Here is a 16,077-nt window from a genome sequence, read left to right as displayed (position 1 = left end):
GCTTGAAAACGTCGATCCGAAGCTTCGCGCTTACTCGAACGCTCCGGTTCGCACCTCGCCGTTGCGCACGTAGCGGGAGATCAGCACGCCGCCGGGGGTGCTGGTCGCGTGCGTCACTGTGAAGGCGGACGCTAGTGCGTCGTTGCCGAACAGGCGTTTGCCGGGCCCAAGTATCACCGGATAAGTCAGAAGCTGGAGTTCATCCACGAGGCCGGCCGCCAGCAGTTGGCGCACCATGTCGCCGCTGCCGAACGTCACCAGATCGGCACCGTCCTGAAGTTTTAGCGCGCGTATCGCGTCGGCAAGGTCGCCCTTCAGCGCGTGACTGTTGTGCCAAGGAAGCGTATCGGGTCGATGTGTGGCCACGTGCTTGCGGACTCGATTGAACTGGTCGGCAATGCCGCGGCTGCGTGAATCGGCCGGTACATGTGGCCAATAAGACGCGAATATGTCGTATGTGCAACGCCCGAGCAGCAACTCGAACGGCTGCGCGAGCAGCGCGCGCACACTTGCGCCGATCGCCTCGTCGGCATAAGGGACGGTCCAGCCGCCCAGGCGAAAATCGCCACTGGCATCTTCCTCGGGCGCGCCCGGGGATTGCGTGACGCCATCCAGGCTGAGGAACATGGAAACGATGTGCTTGCGCATGATGTGCTCCTGGTCAATGAACCCGATCGGTTTATCTATACGACGAACGAGTCAGGTGCGGATCGACAATCGGCGAGCTGGCGAAAACCGCGTGAGTGGGCGAGCGTGGCCCGATTGGCGCAGAATGATCGAACCCACGGGTGCCTGCGCCGCAGGTGTGAAGGTGCGCACCACTCGCCAGCGCATGGTCGGAAGATCGCCCGACACAGTGATGCGGACATAGCAGCCGGCGTAACGTCCGGTCGCCCGTGGCATTTGTTAGTGGCCGATGGGTGTCAGCAAATGCCGCCTGAACGAGAACATCATGGAATTGAAGAATCTCGTCGCGCTGGTGCTCGGGTGCGGGGGAATCGGCCTGGTGACGCGGTCGGCCCAGCGGGGTAGCGTTTATGCGAAAGTCGGTGCCGCTTTGGGTCAGGGTCGAGGCCGTCGGCAAAGCCAGGGTTGAGCTCGCCCAGGTTCTGTAGCGTCGACTCCGCCTCAAACACTATCCGACGCTACCGGCAGCCCCTCCGTCCTCCACCGCAGCATCCCACCGGCAAGATTCGCCACCTTGCCGAACCCGGCCTTCGTCAGCAATACGCTCGCCTGCGCCGAGCGTACGCCAGAGCGGCACACCGCGACCACCGGCCGCTCGCGATCCAGTTCTTCGAGCCGCCCTGTCAATTGCGACAGCGGCACCAGCTTCGCGCCCGGCAGATGACCCAAACGATCGATGAACTCGGGTGCCTCCCGCACGTCGACGATCTGAAACGCCGCGCCACGCTCGAGCAGCGCCATCGGCTCAATTTCCCATACGCCGCTAAAACGCAGCGTCAACGGCGCCCAATCCGGCGTTTCGGTCGCCACTTCGGCGCTGCCTTCGGGCTGCCCGCAACGCATGTTTGCGGGCACCGCGACCGCCATCTGCTTCGGGTGCGGCAAGTTCAGGTTGTTCATATACCCGGCGAAATCGCCAACGTCGACACCACCGCCCAGGCGTGGATTGAAGCGCCGTTCCTCGGTCACACTGGTCACGGTGATGCCGCGATAGTCGTGCGCGGGATAAAGCAGGCAGTCGTCCGGCAGCGACAGGATCTGCTCGCGCACGGACGCGAACAACTGCTGCGGACTGCCTTGCTGAAAATCGGTGCGGCCACAGCCGCGAATCAGCAGGCTATCGCCGGTAAAGGCCATGCTCTGATCGTCGAGCACGTAGGTCAGGCAGCCGTTGGTGTGGCCAGGCGTTGCGCGCACGCTCAGATGACGCGTGCCGAAGTCGATCCGATCGCCATGACCCAGCGGCCGCGTGACGCCTGTCGCCTCGACGACCGCGGCAAGCGCGATCTCGCTGCCGCAACGCAAACGCATGCGCCATGCGCCGGTAACGTGGTCGGCGTGCACGTGGGTATCGAGCGTCGTCAGCAACCATAGGCCCAGCTCGCGCAGCAGCGCCTGATCGCGCGGCACCTGTTCGTAGACCGGGTCGATCAACACGGCCTCGCCGCTGTCGCCGAGCAGGTAGGTATAGGTCGACGAAACGGGATCGAACAGCTGACGAAAAATCATCGGTATGCCTTCGGAAAATCGGCGCGGCGGCCGCCAACAGCCGCCGTGACATGCCTATCAGCCGGGTTGCTTGGTGGTGCGCAGATACGGTTTGATGGTCTTGAAGCCAGGGAACGTCTGCTGTGCCTCTTCGTTGCTGACCGCCGACGTGATGATCACGTCTTCGCCCTGCTTCCAGTTGGCCGGCGTGGCGACCTTGTGTTTCGCGGTGAGCTGGATCGAGTCGAGCGCGCGCAGGATTTCGTCGAAGTTGCGGCCGGTGCTCATCGGGTAGGTCAGTGTCAGCTTGATCTTCTTGTCGGGACCGATGATGAACACCGAGCGCACGGTCGCGTTGGTCGCGGCGGTGCGGCCCTCGCTGGTGTCGCCCGCGTCGGCCGGCAGCATGTTGTACAGCTTGGCGATCGCGAGATCGGTGTCGCCGATCATCGGGTACTTGACGGCGGCGCCCTGGGTTTCCTCGATGTCCGCGACCCATTTTTCGTGGTCTTCGACCGGATCGACCGACAAGCCGATCAGTTTCGCGTTGCGCTTCGCGAACTCCGGCTCGATTTTCGCCATGTAGCCCAGTTCGGTCGTGCAAACCGGCGTGAAGTCTTTCGGGTGAGAGAACAGGATCGCATATTGGTCGCCGATCCAGTCGTGGAAATCGATGGTGCCCTGTGTGGTGCGCGCGGTGAAGTTGGGCGCGACGTCATTGATACGAAGTGACATATGGCCGTCCTGTGCAGTCGTGGTTAAGCGGAAGACCCGAGCGAGGCCTGTTTGCAACGGTCCGACACGGGCCCGGATAGTCTCGGGTTTGGAAATCACCAAAGCTCACAACGATAGATGAAGCTTTCGCGCCGGGTACTCGCGCGGCAAGTCGAGCATCGCCCTGCAGAAGAAGCTCGCGATGCCACTGCTGGGTCGAGACGAGCATTGCCGCATCGCGCAGTGAGACTTCAAATATAGCGCGTTAAGCGCGAAACGATGTTGACACCCGTCCAAATCAGCCCGGCTGGCCACATCCGGGCTTCGGGGCGTGACGGCTATCGGTAAATCATGCACGTCCGACGCGCCGGCCTGTGTGCGCTGGCGCACAGATTTACCGGGCCTTGATTCGATCGGACCGGGGATAAGCGGTTGTTAAGGTTGCCGGCGTAGCTTGACGCTCACGCCGTGAACGCCGCGCGAGCGGCGCTCGCTGCAGTTATTGCGCTTCATTCGAATCGTCGACACTTGCCTACATTGATATGAAAAAGCTGATGCACTCGATCGACTTGATTCTATTGACCGCTGCGTCGGTAGGCCTCGTCATGTTCGTCTTATGGCGGGTCGCGACGGTAAAGGGTTGGTTTTAGGCTCGCGCACGACTCTCGTCCGATAGCGCCACGATATCTGATATCGCTTAGTAGGTCGCAACAATGCCGTCATAATTCGCCCGCACAATCCGACGCCACCGACAACCACAACAAAATCTCGTCATGCGTCATCTTCGCGTCTCTCTCCCGCTGCGCCTCACGGTGCTCGCAAGCGTTGCGGCGCTAGCCGCATGCGGTGGCAGCAACGATTCTTCCCCGCCGTCCGCCTCGAATCCTTCGACGACGACCGCGACGGCCTCGATTCCCGCGCCGCCTGCCGATCCCGGTTTCGTCGACAACGCTGCGATTCCGGACGTGCCCGCATTCGTCGACACGATCGCGACCAACCAGCGCGGCGATGCGAGATATGCGACGCTCGCCACGAATGCGGGTGTGCGAGTCGTCTCCCGATTCCTCGACATCTGGCAACCGTTGACCGAGATTGTCGATGCGGGCGTCTCCGCCCCCGCCAATGGTTCCTTTCCGGCTGTCGTTCAGTCCACGTGGACGGGACTACCCAATGACGGTACGCCGGGCGGGGCTATCGTGAATAGCGCCGTCCATGCCGCCAACATTCAATTCGTGGTCACTGAGACGACCAACCGAACCCAGGCGCAGGCCGATGCAGCGTACTACGACGACCGGCGCGGCAAAGGTTATAGCGTGACCGATGGCATGGGACCGCTCACCAATGCGTGGCGCGCGGCGGCGCAGCAGACAACGACCATCACGTCGATTCCGGCGGATGCGACGACAGTGCTGTACAACGACAGCGGCAACAACATCGGCGTCAGCAGCAGTGGCGGCAACACCAATTTCGGCAAGGTGGTCGACCTGCTTAACAGCATGGGCAACAACGCGTCCACGGAGCCGGCCAAACGCTTCTACAAATATGCGCGGCCATACCGCTGGAGCACGAGTGTCGTCGTAGATCCGACTCTGGTGCCTGCCGAGAGCACCACGCCTTCTACCGATGGCGGATATATCAGCGGTCACGAGGCGGAGGCCATGCGTGACGCGATGACGATGGCCTACGTGCTGCCGGAGCGGTTCCAGGAGATGGCAAGTCGCGGCCTCGAACTTGGCGAAAACCGCATTTTCGCCGGTATGCATTCGCCGCTCGACGTCATCGCAGGTCGAATGTTTGCGCTTGCAGCGAGTGCCGCCAATCTTTCCGATCCGAACAACGCCACGCTGAAAAGCGCCGCATTCAGCCAGGCGCACGCGGCCCTGATGCAGTCGACGAACACCGATTCGACGACCTTCGCTGCTTTCGCCCACTCCGGCACGGCAGCGACGGACCGCTTCGCCGACTATGCAACGAACAAAGCGGATTTCATCCGCCGCATGACGTTCGGCTTCGCGCCGATCGAATCCACAAATGCGCCTGCCGTTGTGCCGAAGGGTGCGGAGGTGTTACTGGAGACGCGCTTTCCGTATCTGAGCGCTGCCCAGCGCCGCGTGGTGCTCAAGACGACCGAGCTGCCTTCGGGCTATCCGGTCATGGATGATGCGGAAGGTTGGGGTCGCCTGAACATGTTTGCAGCCGGGGACGGATACGGTGCGTTCGATGGCAGCGTCATCGTATCGATGGATGCGTCCCAAGGCGGATTCAACGCGTCGGATCTGTGGCGCAACGATATATCGGGTGCGGGCAAGTTGACGCTTCAGGGTAGCGGTACGTTGAAGCTCGGCGGCAACAACACCTGGTCCGGCGGTTCTCAGGTAAGCGGCGGTGTGCTCGAGGCCGATTCCCCGAATGCGTTCGGCGCTGGCGACGTGTATCTGGGTGCGGGCGGTGTCACCATTGCTGCGTCTTCGCCGGTGTCCATCGTCGGCAAGTACACGCAGCTCGCCGGCACCACGCTCGAACTCGACATCGACGGTAACGGCGCCGGGCAACTGCGGGTTGGTAATCAGCTGACCATCGCCGGCGGAACGCTGCACGTGAAGTTCGTGAACGGTTATGCGCCCAAGGTTGGCGACACCATCGATCTCATCGATGGCAACGGGGCGACGAAGCAGTTCACGACGATCACGGTCGACGGCCACAAAGCGACGCCCGTCTATTCACCGACCGGCGTCTCGGTGCACATCGACTCTTAATTCAGCTCGAGCCATATTGGCTTCCTGACATAGTCGAAGCGGGGTCTCGACTCAACTGCGTTGCACCCAACGCTGCGCGTGTCAGCCGTCCAGACACGCCCGCAACGTTCTGGCGAGACGGCCCGCTTCACCCGCATCGGCGATGTTCGCGAAGCCCATCACGAGACCGCGCGGCGTGTGCCGCGTGCGGTCGTTCGCGTACCAGATCGACAGCGGCAATACCCCGAGCCCAGCCTCGCGGGCACGCGAGGCGACCGCGACGTCGTCGGCCGGGCCACCCGGACCTTCGGCGAATCGCACCGCGAACTGAATTCCACCGGGCGGCAAATCGACCATCAGCCGCTCCCCGAACGCCTGTTCCAGCGCGCGCACGATCAGCATGCGCCGCTCGGCGTACAACGCGCGCATTCGCCTCAGATGCCGCGCAAAATGTCCCTGCCTGATGAAATCCGCCACGGCCGCCTGCCATATCGACGGCGAGCCGGCGTTCATGCTATGCGCCACCCGGCCGACACGCTCGACGGCCCGCTCTGGCACTACCGCATACGCGAGCCGCAAACCGGGAAACATCACCTTGCTGAAAGTGCCGCAATAGATCACGCGATCGCGCCGGTCGAGGCTCTTCAACGCGGGTAACGGCCGACCCGCATAACGGAACTCGCTGTCGTAGTCGTCTTCGATGATCCAGCCGGAGGCTTTTTCCGCCCAGTCCAGCAACGCCAGGCGTCTTGCGAGCGATAGCGTGTGCCCGAGCGGGCTCTGATGCGACGGCGTGACCAGTGCGAAGCGCGCCTGCGGATCCAGCTGTGTGCCGCGCTCGACGACGATCCCTTCGCCATCCACCGGCACCGGCACGAGCTGCACGCCGGTCTCGGCCAGAAAACCGCGTGCGAGCAGATAGCCCGGATCCTCGAACCACATGCGATCGTCCGGGCGCGCGAGACTGCGCAACACGAGTTCGAGCGTCGCGCGGTAGCCGCCGGTAATGAACACCTGTTCCGGCAGGCAGGTCACGCCGCGCGACAGCCCGAGATAGGTCGCAATGTGTTCGCGCAGCGGCCGGTAGCCGGCCGGATCCGGGTATGCGAGCATCGCGCGTTCACCGCTGCGCGCGCGCTGCGCAACGAGCCGGTTCCATACCTTGCTCGGGAACGCGTCGAGCGCGGGCAGCCCGGGTTGCAATGGCCGCGGCTCGCCGCTCATGGCGACGGCGATGGCCAACTGGCGCGTCGCAGGTTGAGCACCGCGCGATGCGTCTGGCGTAGTCGGCGTGCCCGTCGCTTCGTTGCGCAGCGGACCTTGCCTTTCCCGAAGAACTTGACCAGGCGAAGCCTGCATCACCGATGCCGGCAGCGACGGCGATACGAACGTGCCCGCCGCGCCACGCATCTGCAGGTAGCCTTGGTCGACGAGGATCGTGTAGGCCAGCTCGACCGTGCCGCGCGCCGTGTTCAGCTGCGTGGCGAGACCGCGCAGCGCGGGCACACGATCGCCGGGACGCAAATGCCCCGAAGCGATCGCGGTCCTGAAACGGTCGCAAATCTGCAGATAGATCGGCAACGACTGCCGCCGATCGATTTCGATCTTCAATTTGGAAATCGGCAAGGTCATGGCAGGCTCGCGGGCAACGGCAGCGGAAACAACATGGACTAGTCGGATCGATAATTCTTGGCACTTATCGGTAGGGCATGATTCTTCCACAATAAGCGCATGCGATGGGACGGCGGCGAACACTTTCACGCCATCGAACGCCGGCCAGGCGCACCCGCGCGTTCATTGTTTTCTCTGGAGAATCTGTCATGAAGATCGTCGTAATGGGTGGTTTCGGCCTGATCGGGTCGCGCCTCGTCACGCTGCTCAGCGAAGCGGGCCATGAAGCGCTCGCCGCGTCGCCACGTACCGGCGTCAACGCCGTTTCCGGCGAAGGACTGAACAACGCGCTCGCGGGAGCGGACGTCGTCGTGGATGTGACGAATGCGCCGTCATGGGAGCCCCAGGCAGTGCTCGACTTTTTCCGCAGCTCGGCGCGCAACCTCGGCAAGGCTGAAGTGGCCGCGGGGGTACGCCATCACGTCGCGCTTTCCATCGTCGGATGCGACCGCACGCCCGAGAACGCGTACTTTGTTGCCAAGGTCGCGCAGGAAGAGGCGATCGAAGCGGCGGGCGTGCCGTACACGATCGTGCGCGCGACACAGTTCATGGAGTTCATCGGCGGTATCGCGGATTTCAGCACGGACGGCGGCACGGTGCGCGTCGGCGACGGACTGTTTCAGCCGATCGCCGCGGACGACGTTGCGGCGTTCCTCGCGCAGATCGCGCTCGCCGCGCCGCTGAACGGCACAGTCGAGATCGCCGGCCCGGACCGTGCGCCCTTCGCGGAGATCGTCGCACGTTATCTGAAGTCGGTCGGCGACGCACGCCCGGTAGTGACGGATCGCGAGGCGCGGTACTACGGTGGCCGTGTCGAGGAACAGTCGCTCGTGCCGCTCGGCGACGCGCGGATCGGCCGCGTCGGCCTGGACCAGTGGCTGGCGCAGGCCAGCAAGAGTTGATTGCAGGTCTGTGCGACACCTGAATCATTGCATCGACTTTCGCTTTGGATCGGTGTCGTCAGCCCGATCGGCGTTGAAGCTGAACAATCATTTCCAGGGCAAAGCATGCGCACGTCAAAGGTTGTTGTCGTTACCGGTGCATCGCAGGGCATTGGTGCGGAAGTCGTCAACGCGTTTCGCAAGCTCGATTACCGCATTGTTGCGACTTCGCGTTCCATCAAGCCGTCGGACGACCCGAACGTCCTGACCGTTGCCGGTGATATTGGCGATCCGGCAACCGCCCAACGGGTCGTTTCCGAAGGTGTCGCACGATTTGGCCGGATCGATACGCTCGTGAACAACGCCGGCATCTACATTGGGAAGCCTTTTACCCAACATTCCACCGAAGACTATGCCGCGGTGGTCAATGTAGATATCGCGGGTTTCTATCACATCACACAGCTTGCCATTGCCGAAATGGAAAAGCATTCGAGCGGCCACGTGGTTAGCGTGACCTCCAGCGCGGTCGACGCTGCGATCAGCGGCGTGTATTCCGTACTGGCAGCCCTGACCAAGGGGGGGCTGAACGCTGCCACGAAGTCATTGGCGATCGAATACGCAAGAAAAGGTATTCGCGTCAATGCGGTCGCGCCGGGGATCATCAAGACGCCGATGCACGCGCCGCAAACGCATGAAGCGCTGGGCGCCTTCCATCCGCTCGGGCACATGGGCGAGATGAGCGATATCGCCGACGCGATTCTGTTTCTGGACTCCGCACCGTTCATCACGGGGGAGATCCTGCACGTCGATGGCGGCCAGAGCGCCGGTCACTAGTATGCCTCGGAGCACCGTAAGCCGGTGCCCTTTCTTATCCCTAAGGCAAATCACATCAGCCGCCGTCGTGCGATCGACCAGGCAAGCAAAACCAGGTCAATCAGCGTCAAGCCGCCCCGCTCTACGCAAATGAGAGCAACATCGCCTAGCGATCCCGACAACGCGGGTCCTGGAGCATCGGCTACTGTCTGCCCCTGAACCGCCAGACGCCTCGACAGTCAATCAATGCCGGCGTGCGTCTGCCGCGGCAGAAGTGGCTACTGCACCCCGCGTTGGCAGTCAGGCAGCTTTCGATGGAGCACCTTTCCGATAAGCGTCCGGACTGTGCGCGGCGCGCTCGGCGTGGGCCTCGCGCTGGCCGTCGCGGCGTGCCGGACGTGTGCGGTGCGCTCAACAGGACGCGGGCGGCGCATCGCTGATCCTGGAAATAAAACTGTCAGAACAGCGCCGCATCTACGCTGAACCTTAAGATTCGACCAAAAATGTCAAACGGCGACTTGTAGGCCACCTTGATCGATGAATGAAAAACTAAAAGCGTGAACCGGCGACCCTTCATAACATCAGCAGCGAGGCGATTTTACGGCCAGATGTCCCACGCTGCATGCGGTGAGACTGCGTTAGTGGCGATCACGCGCGCCTAGATTCTTCCTCCCACAGATCGGCAAGTGCCCGACGATACATCGCATCGTGATCTCAACAAGGCGAGTCAAGGACCTGAGGACTGGCTAAGACCGGACGCTCTTCGACCCCTTGAATCTAAGCAAGATTTGAATTTCTCTGCATTCAAGTTTGCAGAAGATCGCCTGGCGTGTGCTCGGCGTGATTTGCCAGCATGGCATCGATAAGAGCGCGAGCCTCGCGGTCGATGCACGTGAGAGCAACGCTTTCCGATTCGTATGTAACGGGATCGGCGAAGTCACCGGCGACGTATTGTTTTCGCGTCCTTCTACGTAACGACCACGTGACGCGATATGTCAGCGCGATTCCATCGGACAAACGGGCCGTTCGCGGCTCCATGTGCGCTTCGATAACGAATCCGCGATAACGCCCGACAATGTGATGTTTCATTGATTGACTTCACCGTTTTTGGAGCAATGGTCTCTGCCGCCTGGAACTGCAGAGCGCCAATTGTTTCATGAAGGGCTGAATCGATCGGATGGATGCAGCCCGCGGCGAAGGCATGGTCGTGCCAGTCGCTGAGCCACGCGCGCAGCTTGCTGAACGGCCAGGCAGCCAGGCGGCCTATCCCCATTTCCGGAAGGCGCTGGCCCGGCGGAAACACGTGCCATGTGGGGTCGGCATGGCGAAAAAAGAAGAGTGAACATGTCCCGGTCGGCCGATCGAATTGAATGTACACGCGGCATGTTCCATCCGAGCGGGAGCGGTCCAGCAGACGCACGCACGCCCCGCGGCACCGCGTCGGGCCAACGAGTTTTTCAACCTCAGAACGCAGTGATCTGTTGCCAGCCATGATTTCCCTTCGATATACGATGAATCGATGCTATGGAGATCGGTGCGTGCGTCCAATCGGCGCCGGCCGGAATGTCGTCTCAGGAAGCGCTGGTTTCAGCCGTCAGGACTTTCTGAATGAGAACCAGCATGCAGAACTGCATTCAAGGATTTTTGCCCCTCGGCGGGGGCTTTTCTAATTGGGCGCGCTGGAGGCCATCAAGCGACGCTCGCGGCTGATGCCGGGATTCAAGGTGTTTTTCTGCGTCCGAGCGACGACCCCCAAAACGCGTCGAGCGGTGCTAGACGCGTTCGTACCGCGCCGGCGATACTCAAAGATCGAGAACCAGCTCCGCGGATTTCGCACGCGACACGCAAACCATGATCTGCGTTTCTTTCTTGTGGATCTTGTCAGTCTGCGAGTCCGCGATGTCACGCACGGCAATCAGATCCTGTCGAGGGCGCGAGTGATTCAGCGAAAGACACTACGCCCCGTCCAGTTTTAACTAACCGAGTCGACCCGGAAGGCGGTCGGCGCGTGGCTTGAGAAGGCTGCCCTGAAGTCGGAGCAGTATCTCTTCCCAAGTCGACTATCGGCGTGCCCGCATCTTGCAACCCCGCAATACGCCAGAATGATACGTCGATGGGCGGACGCCGCGGGGCTTGATCCGACAGCTTATGGCACGCATTCGATGCGCCGTACCAAGGCAACCCTGATTTACAAACGCAGCAAGAACCTGAGGGCGGTGCAGCTACTGCTCGGCCATAGCAAGATCGAAAACACAATCAGGTACCTTGGCATCGAAGTCGACGACGCGCTTGAGATTTCGGAGCAGACTGAAATCTAGCGCAGCTAGTTCAGGCCGCGCGAAACGATGCAACTCCCGGTTCGTGCGGCCACTCTCCGGCGCAGCGCTCCTAGGGCAAACCCGGCGGACTGGTGCGGGCGGTCGTCGCGGCTGGACAATCATTTGCCGCCACCGTAGGCATCGATATCTGCGACAGTCAATCCGTGCCTGTCCATCAGGTCGCGGATCTTGCCAATAACGGCCGACGACTGCTTCTTGATGAGCGCATCTGCGTGACGCCTGCCGTTTTGCGATTTGGGTCTGTACCTTATCAAACGTCGCCACGATCCCCCGGTTGAATGTGTAACGCTCACACTATGAAGCACGATTCAATTTGCATACTAGTGCAACAGGAGTCAAAACGTCAGGAATAGATGCATTGCCGACGATACGGTTCATTTTCATTGAATTGAACCGCACGCATCGCACTTGTGTGGATGAGTGCGCTAAAGACGCACGACTTTATGCCGTTAACCCATATTCGTGTGCTGAGACCCACAAATCAACTCCGGTCTAGCGCCTGCTGGTTGGACAGGTAGAGAGGCCTGGCCTTCGGATCTATATAAGGACTTGAATGACGATTCGCAGCCCCATCGTGCTGGGCGTGGCTCTGTGTGTTTCGGGATGTGCCATTAACCCGCAAACCGGTCAACCGGAAGTTGCTGCTTCCGTTAAGACCCAGTTCAACAGCATTTTCAATAACGAAAACCCCTGCTCAAACAATGACCGCAATATTGGCATTGCCGTTGGTGCCGTAGCCGGCGGTGTAATCGGCTATCTGGCGCACGGCGCAAAAGGAGCTGCAGCTGGCGTCGTGATCGGGGCGGGCGGTGGCTTTCTGGTCGGCCACGCGTTAGACGCTCGCCGCTGCGAGCTGTACAGGATCGCGCAGGCGAATGGCCTGAAACTGGCGTCGGCCCCAATCACTCAGGCTAAGTCAGGCGGTGCCAATTCCGCCGACAAACCAGCGACAGTTGGCCTCGACGTCCAGCTCGAAAACAAATCCGACGAGTTCGTCGCGGGCACGGCGCAATTGACTCCGCAGGCACGCAAATACCTGGCGCAAATCGCCAACCAGTACTCACCGAAAACACTACTGGCAGCGCTGCCGTCTAACGCTACGCCCGAGCAGCGCGCGCAGGCAGGCTCGCACAAAGTGCTGATCGTCGGACACACCGACGAAAACGATTCGTCGCTCGGCGCGGATCCTGCGGCGCTCTCACAGGAACGAGCGAAAGCTGTCGCCAAGGTCTTTGTAGATCAGGGCGTGCCTGTCCAGAACATGTTCTACCAAGGTGCGGGCGACACGCTACCGATCGCGCCGAATACGACAGATCAGGGACGCGAGGAAAACCGGCGCGTGCAGATTGTTGATGTTCCAACGGAAGCGGACCTGCAACAATTCCTGTCTGCCCGCACGGCTGACCCGGCCAACTATCGCTTCGCCAACCTAAACACGGCGTCACCGCAAGAGACGCCCTTGGGCGAGCGCACTAACACGGTCACCCCCACGGCCGCTACCCACGCGACAACGGGCAAAACAACCATCAAACCGCGATCGAAGCCGACAACCGTCGCGAAAACAGGCAGCCCGGGCAACATCAAGACGGAAGTTAGCGCAAGCTCACGGGCCGCAGCCACTGCTGCGCCTGCATCCGTAGCCCCGTCGCAGGCCACAGCAGGTGCTACCGATGAACGATCGGGTTACGACTTCGGCGGCACGCCGACTGCGGGTGGCGGGATTCCGGTGCGCCTCGGTTCGGCTCCCGCAAAGTCGTCGTCGTTCAGTCTGATCAGCAATGCGAACGCCGGCTCGCCCATGACTCTCAACTCGTGCCTGGGGGATCGCCCGCACGTCGCATCCGCCGTGCGCAATCTCGCCACTGACCAAGCGCTGAACGTTCGCGACTACCTGCCGGGCTTTTACGGCGCTCCATGGGCAGCGGGACTCGGCGGCAACCTGATCGCACTGCTCGACGTACGCGTGCCTAGTGATGCCGGCAGCCCTGTACCCGAGCCAGAACTCAAAATCTATAAAGACTACCTCGGCAATGTAAGCCAGAAACCCTCGTACTCCGCCCGGGTTCCCGTCAACGTGTATCGCGGCAGCGACGCTACGCTCTATCGGGTTTTCGTAAGCGGACCGATGCAGTGCATGGATCTGGTCGTACCGGTCAGCAAGCCTCGCGCGACGGGCAATGTGTACTACACGAACCGATCGGTGGACTACACCGCGTCGGGCAACTTCGCACTTCGCTAAAAACCAACTAACAACTAACAACCAATAACCGCGGGGCTCGAACGTGATAACCGATTTTCTCCAGGCTTTTGTCTCCACGATCGTGTGGTCGCTGCCACTTCTGATTGCGGCTGTCGTGACACTCTTTTTCGTGTGGAAGCGCTATACCGACGACCTCTGGTGGGCTGACTTCTGGGTTTGCGTCCCGCTGGTTGGCAAAATGCGCCGCTGGAAACAGCAAACCCACGGCATTGAAAATGTGGCGACGTGGAAGGACGCTGGCCTGCCACCCGCGGAAGAGTCGCTGTGCTCCACCTATATCGACAAGCTGCCGAAGGTGGATCAAAGGGTGTTCGAGCGCGCGAGCGAGTATCTCAAGATTACTCACCAGAATGGACGCTCGCCGATGTCGGCGTTCATGTTTGTCGCACTGATCCTGTTGACGATCGCGGAAGCGGCCGGTACAGGGATGCTCATTGCGCCTTTCGTGGCCAGCGAAATCACCGGCAACCAGATGGTCTGGATCGGCTATGTGATCGCAACCGTGATGGCCGTCGGTCTGCTCGGGTTGACTCACGCGGCAGGCGCCGCGGTGTACAAGCGCTCAGCTATCAAAAAGGCGCTCGGTTCGGTCAATGCGACGGTTGAAGGTTATACGGGTCACAAGATCAGCAGCGGCGACGACCAGCAGGTCGACAAAGACGCATCGCCCAAGGTGCGCTTCGGCAGCCGCGTGCTGGAAGGTGCGCATGATCGCGGCAGCCTCGTCGTGCCGATCGTCGCCATCACGTTGCTGGCCGTTCTTCTGATCGGCATCACGTGGATGCGGATCAAGGGCCTGCAGATCGAGATGACGAATCATGTCGCCGATCACGGCCAGTTGGCAACAAGCGGCGGCAGCAATCCCTTCGCTGCCGTGCCGGGTCTCGATGCGTCGACACCGATGCCGACCGATGTGGCCGACTCGTCGCGCGCTGCACAGCAGACCGTCGACCACGAACTGAGCAGCGAGATGTTCAGTCAGGGCATCGCTGGCGCAATCGTCCTCGCGATCATCTACGTGATCACACAGGCTCTTGGATTCTTCCAGGCTTTCGGCAGTTCGTTCATCGGTGACGGCAAGAACGCCTATCGGCAGACATTCGGCCACACCAGCTTTCAGAGCTACCAGGCGAAGCACATCAAGCCTGCCCTCGATCGGGGCAACATGCGGTTGACAGAGCTTCGTTCGCACCTCGGTCGTGAAGTGCCGAAGTACCGCGAAAACGTATCGAAAGTCAGTTGCAACGACTACTACAGACGCAAGGTGGAAGAGGAAGCAGCTCTCACGCCAGCCGCTCGCCACACGCAACAAACCGATGCCGCTGCTGTATCCCCTGCTTTGGGGCAACCCGCGCAACGGTCCGCTTCGCGGGAATCCGTCAATGTGGCACAGGTGGCAGAAGCACTCCCGCTCTTCAGTGACGTCGCACGAATCGCGGAACGTATTCTCGATGAGCCCGATCAGGAGCGCCGCAAGGTGATTCTCGACATCGCCGCCGAGGATTCGGCCGAACGTCGCAGTTCGATCCTCGCCGCCGTCCAGGCCCTCAAGGCGCACCGCAAGGCTGCCGCCGAACAGGCGCGTCTCGAAGACGACATCCTCGGAGACATCTGATGCGCCGATCGATCCAGGTACTGCGCTCCTTCGCCTTCACCTGCCTCGCGCTATCGGCTGCACTGCCCGCTCACGCGGGCCTGACGAACGACGTCCCCAGTTGCTATGCAGCCAACAAAATCGCGCCGCCGCAAGCCCCGTACGATCAACTCATCTATGTGCTGATCGACCAGACTGTGTTGCTCGACGCGACGTTGCAGAAATCCGTGCTCGACAACGTTCAGTCGATGCTGAAGGCCGGTACGAAGTTCGTCATCGCTGAATTTTCGGCATTTTCGCAAGGGCACTATCTGAACGTGCTGCATACAGGCGTCATCGAGCGTCCGATTCCTCCGGCCGAGGAAGGCAATGTCGTGATGAGCCGCCTCCGGGACTTCCACACCTGCATGCTGCAGCAACTGGTGTACGGCCAGCGACTCGCGGTGGCAACGACCGCACAGGTACTGAAGTCAGGGACATCGAACCTGGATCAGTCGGACATTCTGATGGCGCTGAAGAGCGTGTCACCCGCCGTCGCCCAGGAAAAGGTCGCGCGCAAGCTGGTCTTCGTCGTCACGGACGGGCTGGAGAACTCAAGTGTGACCAGCTTCTATGCACGTAATGCCGTGCGACACATCAATCCCGACGTCGAACTGAAGAAGGCGCAGGACAACAATCTTTTTGGTGATTTCGGCTCGGCGCGAATCTATGTCCTGGGAACCGGTGTCATGCAGCCGGCCGCCAACGGATCGACGTCCGCGCGTAACGGCTATCGAGACCCGAAGACATTGCTGGATCTGAAGCAGTTCTGGAGCGGGTATTTTTCGCGCTCGAACGCGCGGCTCGTCGAGTTCGGCGAGCCTGCGCTGCTTGAGCCACTGTCCTGGTAATTGCC

At 61.2% G+C, this 16,077-nt stretch carries 11 protein-coding genes and 2 pseudogenes; 7 read left to right on the top strand and 6 right to left on the bottom strand.

Features of this window, described 5'->3' with window-relative positions; translation table 11 throughout:
- Positions 1-30: 30 nt before the first annotated feature.
- The 3 genes from BJG93_RS17500 to BJG93_RS17490 form a co-directional block, all read right to left on the bottom strand.
- Positions 31-648, bottom strand: a complete 618-nt coding sequence (locus tag BJG93_RS17500; RefSeq protein WP_027195576.1) for a dihydrofolate reductase family protein — start codon at positions 646-648, stop codon at positions 31-33.
- Between the two features lie 480 nt (positions 649-1,128).
- Complete coding sequence (locus BJG93_RS17495; RefSeq protein WP_027195575.1) at positions 1,129-2,196, bottom strand: rhodanese-like domain-containing protein; 1,068 nt, start codon at positions 2,194-2,196, stop codon at positions 1,129-1,131.
- A gap of 57 nt (positions 2,197-2,253) precedes the next feature.
- Positions 2,254-2,910 carry a peroxiredoxin gene (locus tag BJG93_RS17490; protein ID WP_027195574.1) on the bottom strand — a complete coding sequence of 219 codons (657 nt, stop codon included), beginning with the start codon at positions 2,908-2,910 and terminating at the stop codon, positions 2,254-2,256.
- Positions 2,911-3,662: 752 nt separating this feature from the next.
- Here BJG93_RS17490 and BJG93_RS17485 point away from each other — a divergent pair.
- A complete protein-coding gene (locus BJG93_RS17485; protein WP_034478135.1) occupies positions 3,663-5,645 on the top strand; it encodes a phosphatase PAP2 family protein in 1,983 nt (660 codons plus the stop codon).
- Between the two features lie 81 nt (positions 5,646-5,726).
- Here BJG93_RS17485 and pdxR read toward each other — a convergent pair whose 3' ends face one another.
- Positions 5,727-7,256, bottom strand: coding sequence for a MocR-like pyridoxine biosynthesis transcription factor PdxR (gene pdxR, locus BJG93_RS17480; RefSeq protein ID WP_027195572.1), 1,530 nt, complete (start codon positions 7,254-7,256; stop codon positions 5,727-5,729).
- A 188-nt stretch (positions 7,257-7,444) separates the two neighbouring features.
- Between pdxR and BJG93_RS17475 the strand changes: the two genes are divergently transcribed.
- Together BJG93_RS17475 and BJG93_RS17470 are read left to right on the top strand one after the other, a co-directional pair.
- Positions 7,445-8,197, top strand: coding sequence for an SDR family oxidoreductase (locus tag BJG93_RS17475; RefSeq protein ID WP_027195571.1), 753 nt, complete (start codon positions 7,445-7,447; stop codon positions 8,195-8,197).
- 105 nt (positions 8,198-8,302) lie between these two features.
- Entirely contained in the window at positions 8,303-9,010 is a 708-nt protein-coding gene (locus BJG93_RS17470) for an SDR family NAD(P)-dependent oxidoreductase (protein WP_027195570.1), read from the top strand.
- 783 nt (positions 9,011-9,793) lie between these two features.
- On the opposite strand, the gene BJG93_RS17465 is transcribed toward BJG93_RS17470, so the two are convergent.
- Both BJG93_RS17465 and BJG93_RS17460 read right to left on the bottom strand, forming a co-directional pair.
- Positions 9,794-10,078 carry a hypothetical protein gene (locus BJG93_RS17465; protein WP_231337552.1) on the bottom strand — a complete coding sequence of 95 codons (285 nt, stop codon included), beginning with the start codon at positions 10,076-10,078 and terminating at the stop codon, positions 9,794-9,796.
- Positions 10,079-10,238: 160 nt separating this feature from the next.
- Positions 10,239-10,481, bottom strand: a pseudogene (locus BJG93_RS17460) (hypothetical protein); the annotation flags it as partial.
- A gap of 361 nt (positions 10,482-10,842) precedes the next feature.
- Here BJG93_RS17460 and BJG93_RS17455 point away from each other — a divergent pair.
- From BJG93_RS17455 to BJG93_RS17435, 4 genes and pseudogenes are all read left to right on the top strand, one after another.
- A pseudogene (locus BJG93_RS17455) lies at positions 10,843-11,307 on the top strand (tyrosine-type recombinase/integrase); the annotation flags it as partial.
- Positions 11,308-11,881: 574 nt separating this feature from the next.
- Positions 11,882-13,567 (top strand): OmpA family protein, encoded by a 1,686-nt coding sequence (locus BJG93_RS17445; protein ID WP_027195569.1) that lies wholly within the window; start codon positions 11,882-11,884, stop codon positions 13,565-13,567.
- 43 nt (positions 13,568-13,610) lie between these two features.
- Positions 13,611-15,203, top strand: coding sequence for a hypothetical protein (locus BJG93_RS17440; protein ID WP_027195568.1), 1,593 nt, complete (start codon positions 13,611-13,613; stop codon positions 15,201-15,203).
- Positions 15,203-16,072 carry a hypothetical protein gene (locus BJG93_RS17435; RefSeq protein WP_027195567.1) on the top strand — a complete coding sequence of 290 codons (870 nt, stop codon included), beginning with the start codon at positions 15,203-15,205 and terminating at the stop codon, positions 16,070-16,072. Before BJG93_RS17440 ends, BJG93_RS17435 begins: the two co-directional genes overlap by 1 nt.
- Positions 16,073-16,077 lie beyond the last annotated feature (5 nt).

Source organism: Paraburkholderia sprentiae WSM5005 (assembly GCF_001865575.2).
In the GTDB taxonomy this organism is placed as follows: Bacteria; Pseudomonadota; Gammaproteobacteria; order Burkholderiales; family Burkholderiaceae; genus Paraburkholderia; species Paraburkholderia sprentiae.
The sequence above is the reverse complement of the archived record's forward strand: the minus strand, read 5'-3'. Positions and strand labels throughout refer to the sequence as shown.

Coding starts and splice junctions, on each gene's coding strand:
- BJG93_RS17500 (WP_027195576.1), bottom strand. CDS start 648: ATGCGCAAGCACATCGTTTCCATGTTCCTCAGCCTGGATGGCGTCACG.
- BJG93_RS17490 (WP_027195574.1), bottom strand. CDS start 2,910: ATGTCACTTCGTATCAATGACGTCGCGCCCAACTTCACCGCGCGCACC.
- BJG93_RS17495 (WP_027195575.1), bottom strand. CDS start 2,196: ATGATTTTTCGTCAGCTGTTCGATCCCGTTTCGTCGACCTATACCTAC.
- BJG93_RS17470 (WP_027195570.1), top strand. CDS start 8,303: ATGCGCACGTCAAAGGTTGTTGTCGTTACCGGTGCATCGCAGGGCATT.
- BJG93_RS17445 (WP_027195569.1), top strand. CDS start 11,882: ATGACGATTCGCAGCCCCATCGTGCTGGGCGTGGCTCTGTGTGTTTCG.
- BJG93_RS17465 (WP_231337552.1), bottom strand. CDS start 10,078: ATGAAACATCACATTGTCGGGCGTTATCGCGGATTCGTTATCGAAGCG.
- BJG93_RS17485 (WP_034478135.1), top strand. CDS start 3,663: ATGCGTCATCTTCGCGTCTCTCTCCCGCTGCGCCTCACGGTGCTCGCA.
- BJG93_RS17475 (WP_027195571.1), top strand. CDS start 7,445: ATGAAGATCGTCGTAATGGGTGGTTTCGGCCTGATCGGGTCGCGCCTC.
- BJG93_RS17435 (WP_027195567.1), top strand. CDS start 15,203: ATGCGCCGATCGATCCAGGTACTGCGCTCCTTCGCCTTCACCTGCCTC.
- pdxR (WP_027195572.1), bottom strand. CDS start 7,256: ATGACCTTGCCGATTTCCAAATTGAAGATCGAAATCGATCGGCGGCAG.